Source organism: Pseudolactococcus plantarum (assembly GCF_002441715.1).
Taxonomy (GTDB): Bacteria; Bacillota; Bacilli; order Lactobacillales; family Streptococcaceae; genus Pseudolactococcus; species Pseudolactococcus plantarum.
Genome location: NZ_JXJX01000007.1, coordinates 142,184 through 159,660, shown reverse-complemented (window position 1 = coordinate 159,660; position 17,477 = coordinate 142,184). Strand labels below are relative to the sequence as shown.

15 protein-coding genes are annotated in these 17,477 nt (G+C 37.5%); 4 read left to right on the top strand and 11 right to left on the bottom strand.

Annotated elements, in window-relative coordinates:
- The first annotated feature begins 920 nt into the window (after nt 1-920).
- The 3 genes from RU87_RS06005 to RU87_RS05995 all read left to right on the top strand — a co-directional run bounded on the left by RU87_RS06005 (nt 921) and on the right by RU87_RS05995 (nt 4,903).
- Nucleotides 921-1,910, top strand: coding sequence for a LacI family DNA-binding transcriptional regulator (locus RU87_RS06005; protein WP_068162465.1), 990 nt, complete (start codon nt 921-923; stop codon nt 1,908-1,910).
- A 103-nt stretch (nt 1,911-2,013) separates the two neighbouring features.
- Nucleotides 2,014-3,444 carry a PTS transporter subunit EIIC gene (locus RU87_RS06000; protein ID WP_068162462.1) on the top strand — a complete coding sequence of 477 codons (1,431 nt, stop codon included), beginning with the start codon at nt 2,014-2,016 and terminating at the stop codon, nt 3,442-3,444.
- Nucleotides 3,445-3,475: 31 nt separating this feature from the next.
- A complete protein-coding gene (locus tag RU87_RS05995) occupies nt 3,476-4,903 on the top strand; it encodes a sucrose-6-phosphate hydrolase (protein ID WP_082782163.1) in 1,428 nt (475 codons plus the stop codon).
- Between the two features lie 380 nt (nt 4,904-5,283).
- On the opposite strand, the gene RU87_RS05990 is transcribed toward RU87_RS05995, so the two are convergent.
- Nucleotides 5,284-6,222, bottom strand: a complete 939-nt coding sequence (locus RU87_RS05990; RefSeq protein WP_068162460.1) for a helix-turn-helix transcriptional regulator — start codon at nt 6,220-6,222, stop codon at nt 5,284-5,286.
- A 79-nt stretch (nt 6,223-6,301) separates the two neighbouring features.
- Here RU87_RS05990 and RU87_RS05985 point away from each other — a divergent pair, with 79 nt between their 5' ends.
- Nucleotides 6,302-6,952, top strand: a complete 651-nt coding sequence (locus tag RU87_RS05985) for an FMN-dependent NADH-azoreductase (RefSeq protein ID WP_068162457.1) — start codon at nt 6,302-6,304, stop codon at nt 6,950-6,952.
- 121 nt (nt 6,953-7,073) lie between these two features.
- Here the strand turns inward: RU87_RS05985 and RU87_RS05980 are convergent, their stop codons facing one another.
- From RU87_RS05980 to RU87_RS05935, 10 genes are all read right to left on the bottom strand, one after another.
- A complete protein-coding gene (locus RU87_RS05980; RefSeq protein WP_068162455.1) occupies nt 7,074-7,763 on the bottom strand; it encodes a DUF6198 family protein in 690 nt (229 codons plus the stop codon).
- Nucleotides 7,756-9,012, bottom strand: coding sequence for an aspartate aminotransferase family protein (locus tag RU87_RS05975; protein ID WP_068162452.1), 1,257 nt, complete (start codon nt 9,010-9,012; stop codon nt 7,756-7,758). The genes RU87_RS05980 and RU87_RS05975 overlap by 8 nt, the downstream gene beginning before the upstream one ends.
- 13 nt (nt 9,013-9,025) lie before the next feature.
- On the bottom strand, nt 9,026-10,111 hold the full coding sequence (locus RU87_RS05970) for an iron-containing alcohol dehydrogenase family protein (RefSeq protein ID WP_068162449.1): 1,086 nt from the start codon (nt 10,109-10,111) through the stop codon (nt 9,026-9,028).
- Nucleotides 10,108-11,748 (bottom strand): zinc-binding metallopeptidase family protein, encoded by a 1,641-nt coding sequence (locus RU87_RS05965; protein WP_068162447.1) that lies wholly within the window; start codon nt 11,746-11,748, stop codon nt 10,108-10,110. The genes RU87_RS05970 and RU87_RS05965 overlap by 4 nt, the downstream gene beginning before the upstream one ends.
- The gene (locus RU87_RS05960; protein ID WP_068162446.1) at nt 11,741-12,700 is read right to left on the bottom strand and encodes a C-terminal binding protein; all 960 of its coding nucleotides are present in this window, start codon (nt 12,698-12,700) and stop codon (nt 11,741-11,743) included. Before RU87_RS05960 ends, RU87_RS05965 begins: the two co-directional genes overlap by 8 nt.
- A gap of 20 nt (nt 12,701-12,720) precedes the next feature.
- Nucleotides 12,721-13,566 carry a dimethylarginine dimethylaminohydrolase family protein gene (locus RU87_RS05955; RefSeq protein ID WP_068162442.1) on the bottom strand — a complete coding sequence of 282 codons (846 nt, stop codon included), beginning with the start codon at nt 13,564-13,566 and terminating at the stop codon, nt 12,721-12,723.
- A gap of 91 nt (nt 13,567-13,657) precedes the next feature.
- On the bottom strand, nt 13,658-14,758 hold the full coding sequence (gene hisC / locus RU87_RS05950; protein WP_068162438.1) for a histidinol-phosphate transaminase: 1,101 nt from the start codon (nt 14,756-14,758) through the stop codon (nt 13,658-13,660).
- Nucleotides 14,759-14,929: 171 nt separating this feature from the next.
- Nucleotides 14,930-15,757 carry a transporter substrate-binding domain-containing protein gene (locus RU87_RS05945; RefSeq protein WP_068162434.1) on the bottom strand — a complete coding sequence of 276 codons (828 nt, stop codon included), beginning with the start codon at nt 15,755-15,757 and terminating at the stop codon, nt 14,930-14,932.
- Between the two features lie 74 nt (nt 15,758-15,831).
- The gene (locus tag RU87_RS05940) at nt 15,832-16,503 is read right to left on the bottom strand and encodes an amino acid ABC transporter permease (RefSeq protein ID WP_068162431.1); all 672 of its coding nucleotides are present in this window, start codon (nt 16,501-16,503) and stop codon (nt 15,832-15,834) included.
- Nucleotides 16,504-16,517: 14 nt separating this feature from the next.
- Nucleotides 16,518-17,240 carry an amino acid ABC transporter ATP-binding protein gene (locus RU87_RS05935; protein ID WP_082782162.1) on the bottom strand — a complete coding sequence of 241 codons (723 nt, stop codon included), beginning with the start codon at nt 17,238-17,240 and terminating at the stop codon, nt 16,518-16,520.
- Nucleotides 17,241-17,477: the final 237 nt, after the last annotated feature.

Here is a 17,477-nt window from a genome sequence, read left to right as displayed (position 1 = left end):
GACTCTAAGATTTAAGGATAGCATCATTTCTCAGTAATCAAAACCTTTATTCACTCTATTGCTATCTCATCACAAGCCTATTGATTAAAATAAAAAAAGGCACCTATAGATATAGTCTTTACCTTTCGTTACATCATTATATTGACTTTTTTTCTTTTTATTGTTTTTGGAAAATGTGTGGGGATGAAAACTCTATGACGCAATATCATATATTTACACTTAAAAGTATAATCTCTTTTATTCACAAATATAATCAAACTACATAAATACAAAATAAAATGCACCAATACTAAACTGATACACTTTAGTTTATATTCAACTAATGATTTTTCATTGCTTGGTTAGTTTGCTATTTATTAACATACTAGACAATGACTAAATCCTATTTGTATAGCCTTTCTAACAACAAATACTAAAATAGTTCTTATTATAGCACATCCAGCTACTTAACTCCACAGTTTACCCCTACCTTAGGGGTTAGCCTAAGGCTTGCAACAATGCAGTCAATCAGTCGCAGTTTCTGTGTTTGCTAACTGCTCTCATTCACCTTGATTCAAAAATTTTGATCCGTTCGAACAACTCACGCGTTTGTTGCGCTTAATAACTTATCTAAGCTCTGACTTTTCACTTTTGCTATAAACTAGACAACAAATTTAATGCATATACCTTGCAAAGGCTTTCTGATAACTCACAGACTAATAATCATCGCCATGAAAAATCAAAATTACTGTTAACTCAATGCTAAACCAGCATCTCATGATTATAGCTGAGTAAGTTTGTACGTATGGCATAACGGATATAAAAATAATAACCGGATGTCTATTTAAAATCCGCTTAGCAATGATTATTTTTCTACAAAGTTGTGTTAAACTTGTAGTATTAACTATTCAAAAAAATGGAAATGAAAGGGACAACTTCTAATGGCAAATATAAATGATGTTGCTAAATTAGCCAAAGTCTCTCGTGGCACGGTATCAAACTATATTAACGGCGTTAAAATAAAAAAAGACTCGGCTATTCGAGTTCAAAAGGCGATTGACACACTTCACTATGTCCCTAATCAAGCAGCAAGAACACTCAAAAATCAAGATAGCGACCTAATCGCCTTTATATTACCTACAATTTGGACACCTTTCTTTGCTGAATTAACCTATTACGTACAACTAGAATTGCAAAAAAATAATTATAAAATGCTCCTATGTAATTCGCAAAATGATTATAATCTAGAGCTAGACTATATAAAAATGGCAATGGAACAAAAAGTCAAAGGCATCATTACGATTACTTATAGTGATATCACGCCCTACATCACCTCTGATTTACCGATTGTTTCCATTGAACGTTATCTAAATGAAAAAGTCCCATTTGTGACAAGCGATAATTTTGGCGGTGGACAATTAGCTGCTAAAGAACTCACCCAGCGTGGTGCAAGAAAACTCTTAATGGTGGTCCGTCATCTACCTGATAACTTAGGGATTACAGAACGTATAAATGGGTTTGTCGATTATTGTCAGCATAAAAAAGTAGACTATGACGTCCATTTAGATAAAGGCAACTCTGAGGATTTCTCAACAAGACTAGAGCAGTTTTTACTAGAAGCCTACAAAAATGATTGCCGTTATGATGGCATCTTCGCCGCAACTGATCGCTATGCTGAATACATCTATCATAGCTTTAAAAAACTTAACTGGACAATTCCAGATGATGTGCAACTCATAGGATTTGACGGTGCTAAGAGCTTTTCAAGTCAACACCTGTTTATTTCAACTATCATCCAAGATGTTGAAAAAATAGCCAAACTTAGTGTCACAGAGCTCTTAAGAATTGCGATGACAAAGCCAGACTGCCCACAGCAAAAAAACATCATACCTGTCACATTTGGTGAGTTCACAACTACTAAGCACATTTAGTAGTTTTTTTTTATAAAATCACTTGCTTTTTTAGCACAACTCGGTTATACTATATTTAAATTTGGAACGTTCCAATTTTAAATATAGGTGAAGGAGAATTACCATGGATTACAAAAAAATTGTTGAAGAGATTGTAACTGGGGCGGGCGGTAAAGACAATATTACAGGAGCCACACATTGTGTAACCAGACTTCGTTTAACACTAAATGAAGAAACATTTGACAAAGAAAAATTGGAAAACATTGATGGTGCTAAGGGGGTATTTTTTAACAAGGGACAACTACAAATTGTTTTTGGTACTGGATTAGTTGATCGTGTTTACGAAGCGTTTGTTAAAGAATTGGGCATTGGTGACTTGGGGAGTGAGCAAACATCAGCACTAACTACTCCTACTGATAAATCGTTTAAGGGACAGACACAAGAATTTTTCAAAGCATTTTCAGATATCTTTGTCACTTTAATCCCAGCTATTGTTGGTTGTGCGATGCTTCTGGGTATTCGAGCTATTTTTAATACGACAGGCATTTTTGGATTAGAAGGTAGTCTTGCCGATAACTATCGTTGGGCAAAAGATATTGCAAGCTTTCTAAATATTATCGCCACAGGACTTAATTTTTTACCAGTTTTTGTTGCTTATTCTGCTACTAAAAGATTTGGTGGTAATCCTGTTTTTGGTATCATTCTTGGGTTAATTCTCATTCATCCAGATCTTGCAAATCGTTTTGAATATATGCAAGGTAAATTACAAACTGTCAACAACTGGGATCTGTTTGGCTTAGAAATTCCACAAGTTGCCTTTCAGGGCGGTATTTTCCCTGCCATTTTAAGTTCGTTGTTCATGGCAAAATTTGAGAAATTTATCACTAAACGCATTCCACAAATGCTGACCTTTATTTTTGTCCCTGCCATTACAATTTTAGTCTCATCTTTAGCACTATTCTTGGTCTTTGGCCCATTAGGCGATATTGTTGCAGCAGGAATCGGTAGTGTCGCTAACTTCTTATATATGAAAGCTGGCGTATTGGGTGCTGCCATCTTTGCTGCCTTATTACAGCCACTAGTTATCACAGGTACACATCATATGATCGGATCAATCGAAGCACAACTCCTCTCAGAAACGGGATTTAATTATATTCAACCCCTCTGGGCTGTTTCGATCATTTCACAGGGTGGTGCTGCACTCGGCATGTTCTTTTTAGCTAAGAAAAAATCAAAACGTCGTGAAATTGCGGTGTCTAGTTTTATTCCTACTTTAGTTGGTGTCAGTGAGCCTGCTATTTTTGCAGTAAACTTAAAAGACTCTATCGTGCCATTTATTTCAGCTGTAATTGGTGCTGGTATCGGTGGTGCTTATATGAAAATTTTTGATGTGAAAGCCCTAGGGTTTGGTTTAACAGGTATTCCTGGTATTACTATTGTTAATCCTCCTGTGATGATTCACTATGTCATTGGGTGTTTGGTTGCCCTCGCAGTGCCGATTGTTATTTTAGTCGTTTATAACAAGTTCAAAGGAGTTGCTGGTGCAGAGGTGTAAGTCATATATAGAAAGTGAGCAATCATTAATCATGTTTAATCCGAAAGAAAAATATTATCACGCTGAAGATCAAGACATATTAGCCACATTAGCAAATCAAGTGAGTAAAAGTCAATACTTACCTAAATACCATATTTATCCTAAATCAGGTTTGATGAATGACCCAAACGGTCTTGCTTATTTTCAAGGTAGCTATCATGTATTCTTCCAATGGTATCCGTATGATGCTGTACATGGTCTAAAACACTGGGGACATACAACATCACAAGATTTAATTCATTGGAGTGACCAAGAAATGGCGCTAATCCCAAATCAAGAATTTGAAAAAAATGGGTGCTACTCTGGTAATGCGATTGAACATGATGGACAGCTTTTCTTGTTTTATACAGCAAACTATAAAACACCCGCTGGTAAAATTGCCAAACAAGCCATGGCTATTATGTCATCTGATGGCAGCATTAAAAAATTAGCTGCACCGATTATCGATGGTGCACCTGAGGGATTATCTGGTGAATTACGTGATCCATTTGTTTTTGAAAGAGATGATCAATTTTATATGTTACTTGGTGGCAGTAAATTTACTGGTGAAAATCGCGAAGGCTTTGGTGATGAAGGTGTGCTCTTACTTTATCAAAGCGATGATCTTTACAACTGGCACTATGTTGCGTTAATTGATTTACCAATTGATACTGGCTATATGCTTGAATGCCCAAGTTTAATCAAGGTAGACGGGCAAGATGTATTGATGTTATCTCCAATGGGGATTTCTGAATCAGCAGGTCAATTTAAAAACCGTTTTGCTACTGTTCAACTGGTGGGGCACTTAGATATCGACAATCTAAAATTTATACCTTCAACTGATGACGTATTAGAAATAGACAGTGGTTTTGATTATTATGCTCCTCAGGCATTTTATGGGGAACATCAGCAACCAATCAGCTTTGCTTGGTTTGGTTGTGGTGAGCCGATGTATACCATTGACCAAGAAAAATGGAAACATGGCTTGACAATGCCTCAAACTCTGACCCTCAATGACACTCACTTATATCGCTTTCCTGTTCCAGAATTACTCAAAGCATTTGATACACTCACACCGATTCAGTCACTAGAGCTGCAAATTGAGTCAAAATACTACCGACTACATCTTGAAGGTGGTTGTCATATCGCAATCGGTGATGAACATGACTCGTGGACACTAAAGTATGACGTAAAAACATCACTAGTAACTCTCTCGAGAGCCGGACTTGCAAATCAAATTGATCCTGAATATGGTATAGAACGTCAGGCAAAAATTGAACAGCTGAATACCGTAGATATTTTTGTAGATAATTCATTTATCGAGATTTATCTAAATGAAGGCGAAAGAACGTTTTGTTTTAGAAGCTTTCAAGATAATGTTGGGAAACTTCGATTACTTGATCATCAGATAAAGGCTTCATACGGTCAATATACAAATTAAAAAAATACCTGAAACGCGATTCGTTTCAGGTATTTTTTATGATCATCTCATACTTTAAATGCCACTAGCGTAGATAGAGTTTAATAGGTCATTATCGCCCTGTCCTTAGGCAATCTATCTCCTTTAATTATTGATAAAAAAGGGCATAAAAAAACTAGAGTACTCGGAGTCAATCTCAGCGAGTACCCTAGTTGGTAGACGAGATTTGCTTTAATCATAACAGGTTTGATTGAAACAAATTTCTATAAACAATATATTATCAAATTATTAGATTATTGTCAATAGTTTAAAACATATGTTTATCATTTTATTTTATAACTAATCAAAACAAAAGTTGACACCCAATCATTACTAAACGTCACCACTTTCACTGCTATAAATTATATTGATTCGTAGCGATTTAAAATCGTTTTTAATTGATCAATATAGCTCATTTTTAATGATTCTGGTGACTCAATCTTAATATGTTCTCCAAACTCTATTAAATAATGAACCAAATAATTTATCTCACTTTCATTATAGTAGCCTGTTAAGTAGGCTTGATTATCGAGTATCTCTATCTTCATTGTTTCATAGTGATTTTTTTGAAATAACTCTTTTCCAAATTCAGTTATTTTACATTTGAAGTATATCGATCTAAAGCTTTTATTGTGAGCTTGTAGGGAAAGTTCTAGTTGATGTCGAGATAAATTATCTTTTGTATCTAAGACAGTAAATGACGTCATATAATCGCATCGGTACACTCCCCATTTTTTATTATCAATATTGATAGCATGTGTAAACCAAACACCTTCTCGATAAAATAAATCAAAAAATCGGACATTAATCGTCTGAAGTTCATGTTGCGAATACGTTAGTGCAACTTGGTTTTCATCAATGATTGCCTGCAATAATTCTGGTAGAAAATGAGCAGGTTTTAATGCCATAGGATTATAGTAGTGTGTGACATTTAAAGTTTGATATACTGCTTCTTGTTGTGCTTTTGACAAATTTAACATTAGTTTTTGTGTGATAGATGCATAGAGTTGTTGAAAGGGGTTGGTATAAAGTTGTTCTAACGCTTTAAGTGCAAAAAATATGGCAGTAATTTCTTCAAAATTAAAATATAATGGTGGCAATAATTTAGTATCTAAAATACGATAACCACCATAACGACCAGGTACTGAGTATAAGGGAAGACCAAGTGTTTCTAATTCTTGAAGATCTCTTAGCGCCGTCCGTTTAGAGATATCAAACGTCTCCATTAGGTCTTTAAGTTGAAACGACTCCCTTGCATTTAAAAAAATAAGTTCTTGATTGAGACGCGTTGATTTATTCAAAAGTATTCCTTTTAACGGTGACTTATATTGGCACCTTTGATTGATATAATAACTATATCAAACGAAATGGAGAAATACAATGTCAAATACCCTAATTATCAATGCACATCCTAACCCTACTGATAAAGCATCCTACGCTAATCAAATGCAAACCCTTTTTGAAGCAAAATTTAAGACACGCTTCCCAAATGAGTCGGTTGATGTTTTAAATCTTTCTGATCACATCATCCCTAGACTTGAAGCAGACGGTTTGTTGGGAATCTGGCATAAACAAGAGGCGAATGTGCCGTTAAACGATGATGAGATGACAATAATCAAACAATCTGACGCGCTATTAACACAATTTATGTCTCATCATCGCATTGTTATTGTATCGCCATTACATAACTTTAATATTACGTCACGTTTAAAAGACTATATCGATAATATTTTGATAGCCAACAAAACCTTTCGTTATACTGAAACTGGTTCAGAAGGCTTAATGACAGATGATTACAAAGTGTTATATTTACAGTCTAGTGGCGGTATTTATACAGAAAATGATCGGTATACTCCTCTTGAATTTAGCCATTATTTCCTTAAAGAAATGTTTGTCAACATCATGTCATTTGATAACTATTATATCGTGAGAGCACAAGGAACTGATATACCTCCTGTCGATTCACAAAAGATTATGCGTCAGGTAGAAGATGATCTCTCAACTATCTTTGATGACTTTTACGCAAATTAGCAGACAACTTTTCATATTTATATGTAATGGTTTAGCTTATTAATAGGACATAAAATTTCACTATTACCACTAAAAAGAACAACATATCGTGTTCTTTTTTTCTATAGCTAAGTTCACGCTATTATGACCCATCATGACGCAAACTATCCAATAAAGGCAAACGATGCGTTAATGCAGGAAAGACACGCATATCTGCCCAGCCGATGAGCTTCCCTTGGCAAAAGAATGAGATAACCGTACCGATGTTAACAGCGTATACCTGTCTCGTGACTAGCCACAAGATAAGCGTGATGGTGCATGGTATAGCGAATGCTGCCAGTTGCGCCTGATGGGCTTTGCCTTTAAAGCATTTGAAACGTAAGAGGTTCGTCAGCTCATCCCAAGGATGTAAGACAAGATTCACACGTTGTGAGATGGAGATACCACTGCCCACAAACAAAATCCCTACTATCGTCACTAAGATGCGCAAACCAATTGGTAGCTGGCCAATCCCGATGACTAAAAATAGATGTGTAAATAAGCCAACAAAGGAACCAAAAAATAGGACAACAAAAATATTTCCGATTATTTTTGGTAACTCCCAACTGCCTGATATTAGGCCGTTCACAATAATTTGGCAGGCGCCAAGTAAAATCATCACGACTGTTAAGGGTAAGCCCAACCATACAGATAAATTGACACTGCTAGCGGTCCACATGGCACTTCCAAGATTGGTCGCAACTGTCATGCCCATACCAAAGGCATTTAATGTCAAGCCAAATAAAACAAAGTATACTAGCTGGCTATTTGATAATTTAGCCTGCTTATACATGATCAAGAACAGCTTTCAAAATCGCTAGCGCCTCATCTATCTCTTCTTTAGACACTGTGGTTGGCGCGATAAAGCGTACAACATTATGATCAGTCCCACAAGATAAGAGTAATAACCCACGATCTAGTGCTTCTGATAAAATCGCTGCTGTTTTGGCTGCATCTGCTTTGCCGTCACTCTCAATTTCCATCCCGATCATCAAGCCTAGACCTCGTACATCAGCAATGATCGGATAGTCTTTTTGCAATGCTAATAATGCTTGTTTCAGATAATCCCCTTGAATCGCTGCATTGTCAATCGCACCACCTTCTAATACATCTAATGTTGCTAGCGCTGCAGCACAAGCGACTGGATTACCACCAAATGTCCCACCATGCGCACCTGGTGCCCACTGTGTCATCAATGATTTTTTAGCTAAAATAGCAGATAAAGGTAATCCTGAGGCGATACCTTTCGCAACTGTACGAATATCAGGTTCAACCTCAAAATTCTGTGATGCAAATAATTTCCCTGTACGGCCAAATCCAGTTTGTACTTCATCAAAGATAAGTTGGATACCATATTCATCACAAATTTTTCGGACATAAACGAGAAATTCTTTAGGTGGCACGATATAGCCGCCTTCACCTTGTACTGGTTCCAAAATAATCGCTGCCACATCTGTTGGTACGACTAATTGACTAAATAAAGCGTCAAATTGATTAAAATAATGGGCGTTGAGTTTGCCATCAACTAAAGGATCACGATAAACATTTGGATAGTCTAAAAAATACACATCAGGCATTGTCCCATAGTTTTTGCGATAGGCAGCACTTGAGGCTGTTAGACTCATGGCACCAATCGTTCGACCATGAAAACTAGACTTAAAACTAATGATTGCATGCCGTTTGGTCACATACTTAGCGAGTTTGATCGCGCCGTCATTTGCTTCAGCACCTGAATTACTAAAATACACCATAGAATCTGGACCATTTAACGCTGTTAGTCTTTCTGCAAGTGCCACGTAGCTCTCATAATAGACAACGTTATGACCAGCATGGATCAATTCTTTTGTTTGTGCTTGAATCGCCTCAACAACTTTAGGATGATTGTGTCCGATATTACAGACCGCTACCCCACTAGCAAAATCTAGTACTTTTCGCCCTGATTCGTCAATCAAATAAGACCCTTGACCACTTGTTACCCCTAGCGTTGTTGCTCTTTTAGCAACTGGTGCAAGTACTTTTAAACTCCGTTCATATAAATTCATCGCCTAACTCCTTCTATTCTTTCTCCCACAATGCTTTGATATCAGCTTCTGTCAACCCGCCATAGGTATTTTGAATGGATCCTTTTTGTAGTAAAGTTTGTGTCGTAAATTCAGATACTTGACCTACTTTTAGGTGAGGGGGGGAACCAAGTAGTATTCTTAATTCGTTTGCTAAAGTTTCATGATCATAGCCTAGTGTGGATAGGGCATCTGCTAACTTAGGACACTCCTTTTCCTCTAGATAAGTCATATAGCGATCAAGAAGTAACCCATTTGCTTGACCATGTGGGATGTCGTAATGCACCGTATAAGCATACCCCATACCATGTACGATTGTCACACCTGTGTGCGTAATCACAATCCCACCCAATAAACTAATATACAAGAGTTTAGCCCGTAATTCAGCTGAGTATTCTCCTGTTTTTAAGTCTCCAAGCACCTCACCAAAGAGGCGTATTGCCTCCAAAGCAATCATGTCTGAATAAGCTGTAGCCCGATTAGCTAAGAATCCCTCAAAACTGTGCGTAAACGCATCAATCGCTGTATGAATCGTAATATTGGCTGACAAGGTTTCAGTATATTTTGCATCTAACAAGGCAACTTTAGGGAACGTTAAGGCATTACCAAAACTAAGCTTTGTCCCTTTATCTGCTCGGTAAATCACACTATAGAGTGTCACTTCACTTCCTGTGCCTGCTGTTGTAGGCACCGCAACGATTGGGAGTGCTGTCTCAAATTCGTGTCGAAATAAAGCATCTGCGCTTAAGTCATTCACCGCTAGTACTGCGATAGCTTTTGCTGCATCAAGGGGACTACCACCACCAATACCGATGATAAAATCTGCTTTAACCTCACGCGCCATCCGAGCAGCTTTTTCTATCGTGTCATAAGCTGGATCATTTTCAACCTCATTAAAAATATGAGCACGAACGTCTTGCGCTTCAAGTACTGAAAGGATAGCTTTTTGTGCACCACTTAAAACCGCTGAATGGCGACCTGTGACCAATAGTGCTGTTTTTCCTAGCACCCAAGCTTCTTTTTGTTTGTCAATTACATCTTGCTCGATCAAGACTTTTGTTGGTAAAAAAATATCGGTCATGCTTGCTTTTCTCCTTCTAACATTCTCTTTGTAAACGAGCGAATCAACTCTGGTAACACACCATAAGAATAAGGTTTATATAACCGTTCTTTCCAAGTATGCGCACCTTTTCCATACACCCCTAAATCAATCGCAGGTATATTTAAAGAGCGTATCGTATCAAACGGCACAGGATAAAGCGTATCTGCCATAGGAAAATCTGTTAGCATCTCGTTTATCTCATCAGCTGTTTCACGCATTGCTAAATAACTGGAGTCAGATAAATAGGGGAAAAAGCGTCTTTTTTTAAAGGTTTCTGTCTCTGAAAAATCTGCTAAAACCGTATCTAACACTTGATTTACTCGGCTATCTGCATCAATAAAATTATGTGGGCAAAATGGTGGTGCTAGAAATAAAATCACCTTAGGCGTATCTTCACCTGTTTGCAACTCAAGATAATTAATCAAGTCAAATCCTGCCTGACGGCGATCCAAAGCCCCATGTTCGTTAATGAAGTCAGCTATCAAGTTTTGACTATCATAGCCTTTATCATCCAAGTACTGACAGTATTGTGAAAAACGATAAAAGTCAACTTTTATCTCTGTTTCAGTTGAAATCCCGATACTTGCTTGATAACGACTTAATCTGAGTTTATAATTCTCACATACAGAAGTAATTGCCGACTGAGCTACATTAGCAAACTTGGCCAAGACTTTTGTAGCACTCTCCTCATACAAAAATGTATTAAAATAAAGTTGAGCTGTCTTAGCTGTTTGTACATTATAAAAATCTTTACAGTCACGTTGCAAAAGGGCAGAACTTGGGACAATCTCGTCATCCAAAATAGATTCACAAAGCGCTAAATTTGTATTGATCTCCAGATTAATGGCACTTGATATCAGCGTTGGATCTATTCCTTGTAAGGTTGAACCCACATGCGTTTCACGTCCCTTAATATAAAAACAAGGTAGTATTTTACCCGCTGCACCTGTGTACACATATCTGGTTTCATCTCCTTTGTATAACGGAGAGACAAAATCGGTATTAATCGCTGTGACCATCTCATAGCCTTTACTTTGTAAGTGTTTAATTTCTTGAGTTGCCTCAATAATACCCGTATGATCATTTTCTTCGACTGGATTAACAGATAAGAATAGGTTACCTGGTAACGTATCCAAATGCTCTGAAAAATATAAGATATTCACTAAATTAACCGCAACACCACTCTTCATGTCAAGCATACCCCGACCAAATAGATACTCACCACTTAGTGCATCTGCTTGTACCTCAGGATCTTCACTAAAAGTTGAAAAATAAGCACATAAAGCGTCTGAATCCCCAGCTAACTCTGCTATAGCACCATAATCTTCTATCCCCACAGTATCCATATGCGAATGATAGATGACCGTTTTATACGTATCAGCTACCTCTATAAAGGCAAATACATTCTTACGACCAAGTGCATCTCCTGATAAATCTGACGTCCATAGGTTTGTTGGATTCTCTTTAAAATAGGGGAAACTGCTAAGGATGTCAAAAATTTTATCAGCAATCGTTACTTCACCAGCAGTCCCGTTCACAGATATAGTTGCGACTAACTCACGTGCAATGAGTTCTATCTGTTCTACCTGTGGTCGCCCTTTGAGTTGTTCATACATGTTTTGCTCCTTTTGCTATATCAACAGCATTTTCAACTGTTTTTAACTGTAAGTATGCCATAGATTCTTGACTATAAAACCCTGCATGTGGGGTGAGGATGACATTATCGCGTCCGAGAAATGGCGAGTTTCTCAACTCTGGAGACTCGCTTTGGAGCACATCTAATCCAGCTCCTCTAATTTTTCCAGAATCTAAAGCAGCTACTAATGCAGCTTCGTCTACTAAACACCCTCGTGCAACATTAATGAACAAGGGTTGTCTTTTTAGCTGACTAAAGAAAGCCGCATCACACAACGGTGGACTATCTGCAGCAGCAAATAAATGTAGACTGATGATATCTGCTTTATCAAATACTTCTGATAGGCTAACGAGTGACACACCTTGTTTTTGTGCAACTGCTTCTGGTAAATAAGGATCTACTGCGATGACTGTCATACCAAACGCCTTAGCACGTTTTGCAACTGCCTGTCCGATTCTACCAAACCCTAATATAGCAAGAGTCTGTGAGCCAAGTCGTGTGATTGCACCGACCGCTTCATACTGCCAGATATGTGCGTTAATCTGTCTGGTATGTGCTGGCAATTTTTGATTTAAGGCTAGGATTAATCCCAAGGTATGATTCGCAACATCCTCAGTTGAATAATCCCCTAAAGGCTGTACAGTAATCCCATGTTTCGCGGCTGCTTTTAAATCAATCGTAGATGTCCCTGTTGCATTAACTGCTATCCCTTTTAGTCGAGTCAATTGACTTAGCAACTCAGCATCTATTGGTAAAAACGCAGTAATTAAGATGTCTGTTTGCTCCAGTTTTTCTAGTAGCTCAGCTTGGTTTTGGTAAGCATATTGGGTCACAATAGCAGTGGGATCTTGTTGCTGTAATGCGTCTATTTCAACTTGTAACTCTCGACTAGCTAAAACATCTGGAAAGTCACTGATTAAATAGGTCGTCATAGCTCTCCTTTCTTGTCGGCTTATTCAGCTACACGTTCGAGCGGGAAAGTCATACAATGAATACCACCGCCAGCTTTTAATAATTCCGTGATCTCAACTTCTATCACCTCAAGTCCTAATTCATACATGGCAGAATTGATTGCCTTATTTTGTGCAAGTGACAAGACACGGCCATTGCCAAGTGCTTGCACATTATAGCCATGTTGATAAATCATCGCTTCGCTTCCTGATATGACCTCAATCCCTTTTTGGTCTAGCAGTGCCAAAAAGGCATCTGGTAGTCCAGCAGTATAAGCGATAGCTATTTTAGGAGCAACAAGGTTAAAACACATATCTAAGTGTAGATAGTCAGGATTAGCAGGTACTGCATGTACTGAGTATCCATACGCTTCAAGTTGTGTCCGTATCTCCTCAATACCCTGTGCATCAGTTCGATCAATTTGGCCTATTGCAATCGTCGTCTCATCAATAAAAGCAAAGTCGCCACCTTCGAAATACCCACGCGTTACCTCTGCAATTTTAGGAATACCTAACTCAAGCATCTTTTGCTCATAATTATCACGTTCAGCTAATCGAATATCTTTTTTAAATCGACCTAAAATGTACCCTTCTCTAACACATCCACCAAAATCTCTGGCAAATACAGCATTGGGTGTCTCTGCAAATGCAGGTTGTTCGACTACCTCAACACCAGCTGCTTGGTAAGCTGAGACAAGTGATGCATATTCTTTTAGCATTTTTTCCTGATCTAGTAATCGATCAGCATATTGCACTGAAATTGCATTGATTGGTGCAGCTTGTTTTAAAAAAGCTGGTGGACTCATTAATACTTTTTTTAGTTTTGATGTGCCATTTACGACAAACATAGGCGACTCCTTTTTTGAGGTTTATTTAGAAGACCTCTAAGAACTGATGATTGATTTTTACAAATGAGCAATCAGTTCTTAGAGGTATCTATTAGGCTAATTTTCTATCCATAGATGCAAGGACAGATGTATGATTTTCTTGGTCTAATGTCAGCATCATATCAAATAATCGTGTCATATCATGATCAAGACCTATCGAAATTCGAACATAGTCATTAATCACAGGTTTCGTATAATATCTCACCAAAATATGCTGTGCTTTAAGTCCTTCATATAAGTCATTTGCACTAATATGTCTTGGTTTGACTAATACAAAATTAGTTAAACTAGGTAAGACATAAAATCCTGCAGCCTGTAGCTGATGTGAAAAATGATCTCGTGTTGTCATGATTTGAGACGTGCTTTGTTTAAAATATGCGTCATCTGATAAAGACGCAAGAGCTGTCAAGACTTGTAACTCACTGAGATAAAAAGGATTGATGGTCCCCCGGACTTTTTTCAAATCCTCAGTTAATGAGGGTGCTGCAAGGGCATAACCAATCCGAGCACCTGCGAGATTCCGAGATTTTGAAAATGTCTGCACAACGATCAGGTTGTCATATTTTTTGACTAAAGGTGCAACAGATTCACCACCAAAATCAATATAGGCTTCATCCACGATCACTAATCTATCTGGATTGCTTTGGACAACACGCTCGATTTCTGATACTGGATGGAAATGCCCTGATGGGGCATTAGGATTGACAATCACACATGGCTCATCCGACTCGATATAAGGCGATAACTCAATCTGCAACTGATCATCAACTAACATTTCTGCCACTTGGTATCCATAAGAGTTGGCATAGGTTTCATAAAAAGGATAAGTAATATTAGGAAGTAACAAGGTATCACCAGGTTGAAAATAGGTTCTAAATATTAAATCTAACACATCATCAGCCCCCGCCCCAAGGACAACGTTTTCTACAGCTAAGTTAACTTGATTAGCTAAAGCTTCATGCAGTGCTTGATAAGAAATATCTCCATAACGCTTAAGTTGATTGATGTGTGAACTTGAGATAACTTCTTTAATCAAAGGAGAAGGTGGATATGGCGATTCATTTGCATTTAACTTCAGATACCTGTCGCCTAACTGCTCCCCTGCTTCATACATCGTCAACTGCTTAAATTGTTTACTTAAAAAACGACTCATCTTTCAATCTCCTCTACTTTTTAGTACCTAGCAGCGTCGTAGAGGGAGCACTGAACCTTTTTGTGTTGTTGCTTATCCTATATCTGATGTCATGATGGGTTAAACCTCAACCATGATGACAGGACAGGTTTACTGACTTATACCGGCTTATGTGGCGTGGGGTACTAAAGATTAGTTACCTGATTCAGCCGCAATTTTATCATACTTTTCGAACCATTTATCAAAATCACCATTATCTTTACATTCTTTAACCATTTTGTTAATTTCTGCTAGCAATGTTTTATTCCCTTTTTCAACAGCAATTGCTGTATTTACATAACGATATTTCTTTGGTAATTCATATTTGGCAATCGCAAAGCTACTATCTTTAGCAATAATTGATTTGGCAACAGATGCTTCAATTACTGTAGCATCTACCTTATTTTCTTTAAGATTCATCATCATCTCAGGAACTGTATCAAGTGACACCATTTGTTTTGGTTTATAGTAATCTTTCACAACAGCCTCCTGAGTTGTTGCTTTTTGTACAACCATTTTGAGTGACTCAAAATCAGATTGTTTTGTCCATTTATCTTCATCTCCCGCACGGACAACAGTCACATTTTCATTGACGACATATGGATCAGAGAAATCAACTGATTTTGCACGTTCTTCTGTTTCGGTCATCCCTGCAATCGCCATGTCAACTTTACCGCCAGTGACAGACCCTAAGATAGAACTGAACTGCATATCTTTCACATCAAGTTTCACACCTAGCTTGTCAGCTAATTTTTGTGAAAAGGCCATATCAACACCAATGATTTTTTTAGGATCAGTTTTCATATCAATAAATTCATAAGGTGCATAACCTGAAGCTGTCGCCACTGTCAATTTACCTGCATCTTTGACTTTAGTCAGTCCATCAGATGATTTTTTGCTATTGCCACAGGCCACTAAGCCAAAAGCTGTCAAGCCAAGCACTGTGAGCGTAGCCATTTTTTTAACCATTGTTTTTTTCATATTATTTTCCTCCAGTTGTTTACATAAGTATGTGAGTGCGTGACGTCTATCAGTAATATTGCGACGCTTTGAGATTAAATCACTAAGCGTTTCGTTTTACCTCTCCTTTCTGCTAAAGCCACAATTTGTGTGATCGATACACTAAAAATTAAATAAATGATCGACACTGCAATCACAGCTTGGAAAGGTTTATATGAAATACCCTGGATTTTTTGACTGGTGAACATCAAGTCAGCAATCCCGATAACTGATACTTGAGAAGATGATTTGATGATGTTAGCAAATTCATTTCCCATAGTCGGTAAAATATTTCGAATCGCCTGTGGTAAGACGATATACCGATAACTCGCTAATTTTGAAAAGCCAATACTACGTGCCCCTTCCATTTGTCCTGAATCAACTGATTGAATTCCGGCACGGATGATTTCAGCTACAAAGACACTCTCAGCGATTGTTAGACCAATCAACCCTGAAACTAATCGCCCATTATCAATCCCCATAAACTGCCCACTGACAAGTTCAGGTAGACCATAAAAACAAAGAAATAAGATACAAAGGGTTGGTAAGCCACGAATAAGTTCAATAATCACAGTTGTGCCACCAGATATCAGTTTGTTTTTACTTAACTTGCCAGCAACAATCACACTCGCGATAATCGTTGCAAGTATCATCGCAACAACCGATAATATAACGGTAATTAGCGTTCCCTGCCATAGAAAATCACAATAATTTTTAATAAATGTCATCTATCAGCTTCCTCCTACAATATTTGTTTTAAAAATGTGGCGATACGTGGATGACTATGGTTTGCATTAAGTTCATCTGGTGTCATCTCTGCAATTAATTCGCCTTTTTCTAGAAAGACAATCTTATTTGCGACCTCTCTTGCAAAGCCCATCTCATGTGTCACGACAATCATAGTTGTGCCTGTTTTAGCAATTTCTTTCATAACTTGCAGCACTTCTCCCACCATCTCGGGATCTAGTGCTGAGGTTGGTTCGTCAAATAATATAATTTCAGGTTTCATAGCCAATGCCCTAGCAATCGCAACACGTTGTTTTTGACCACCTGATAAGTTTTCTGGATACATATCATGCTTATCAGACAGACCAACAATTTTTAAAAGATCTATGGCCCGTTTTTTACTTTCCTCTTTTGGTATCCGCAACAGTTTTTCCATTCCAATTGTTAGATTTTGTAACACGGTCATATTAGCGAATAAATTGAAATGTTGAAAGACCATATTGACCTTTTGCCTTAAATAATTATTGTTCATATCAGCATCATAGATATTTTTTCCCATGATACAAATCTCCCCACCACTAGCTCTCTCTAATTTATTAAGGCAGCGAATCAGAGTTGATTTCCCGCTACCTGATGGGCCAATTAACACAACAACTTCCTGTCGTTTAACAGTCAAATTAATATCTTTTAAAACCTCATTTTTACCAAATTTTTTGGATAAGTGTTGAACATCAATCATGAATTCTGCTCGTGGCGTAAATGCAGAATAGTTATCTTGTTTTTTCATTGGCTACCTCTCAGTTCACTTCACATCTCTTTTCGCTTCTTGAGACTAGTTTAGCAAAATTTAAGGCAAAAAAAAAATACGTCTTTTTCAAAACACAACTACCGTAACCCCTTACACAGCTTATTTTAAAAGGTTTTTCGGAATTTTCAAAAAATTCTATATTTTGTGGTTGATGTTACATTTTATGAC

Coding starts and splice junctions, on each gene's coding strand:
- RU87_RS05975 (WP_068162452.1), bottom strand. CDS start 9,012: ATGAATTTATATGAACGGAGTTTAAAAGTACTTGCACCAGTTGCTAAA.
- RU87_RS05955 (WP_068162442.1), bottom strand. CDS start 13,566: ATGTTTGTCGTAAATGGCACATCAAAACTAAAAAAAGTATTAATGAGT.
- RU87_RS05980 (WP_068162455.1), bottom strand. CDS start 7,763: ATGTATAAGCAGGCTAAATTATCAAATAGCCAGCTAGTATACTTTGTT.
- RU87_RS05960 (WP_068162446.1), bottom strand. CDS start 12,700: ATGACGACCTATTTAATCAGTGACTTTCCAGATGTTTTAGCTAGTCGA.
- RU87_RS06000 (WP_068162462.1), top strand. CDS start 2,014: ATGGATTACAAAAAAATTGTTGAAGAGATTGTAACTGGGGCGGGCGGT.
- RU87_RS05945 (WP_068162434.1), bottom strand. CDS start 15,757: ATGAAAAAAACAATGGTTAAAAAAATGGCTACGCTCACAGTGCTTGGC.
- RU87_RS05965 (WP_068162447.1), bottom strand. CDS start 11,748: ATGTATGAACAACTCAAAGGGCGACCACAGGTAGAACAGATAGAACTC.
- RU87_RS05970 (WP_068162449.1), bottom strand. CDS start 10,111: ATGACCGATATTTTTTTACCAACAAAAGTCTTGATCGAGCAAGATGTA.
- RU87_RS05935 (WP_082782162.1), bottom strand. CDS start 17,240: ATGATTGATGTTCAACACTTATCCAAAAAATTTGGTAAAAATGAGGTT.
- RU87_RS05985 (WP_068162457.1), top strand. CDS start 6,302: ATGTCAAATACCCTAATTATCAATGCACATCCTAACCCTACTGATAAA.
- RU87_RS06005 (WP_068162465.1), top strand. CDS start 921: ATGGCAAATATAAATGATGTTGCTAAATTAGCCAAAGTCTCTCGTGGC.
- RU87_RS05940 (WP_068162431.1), bottom strand. CDS start 16,503: ATGACATTTATTAAAAATTATTGTGATTTTCTATGGCAGGGAACGCTA.
- RU87_RS05995 (WP_082782163.1), top strand. CDS start 3,476: ATGTTTAATCCGAAAGAAAAATATTATCACGCTGAAGATCAAGACATA.
- hisC (WP_068162438.1), bottom strand. CDS start 14,758: ATGAGTCGTTTTTTAAGTAAACAATTTAAGCAGTTGACGATGTATGAA.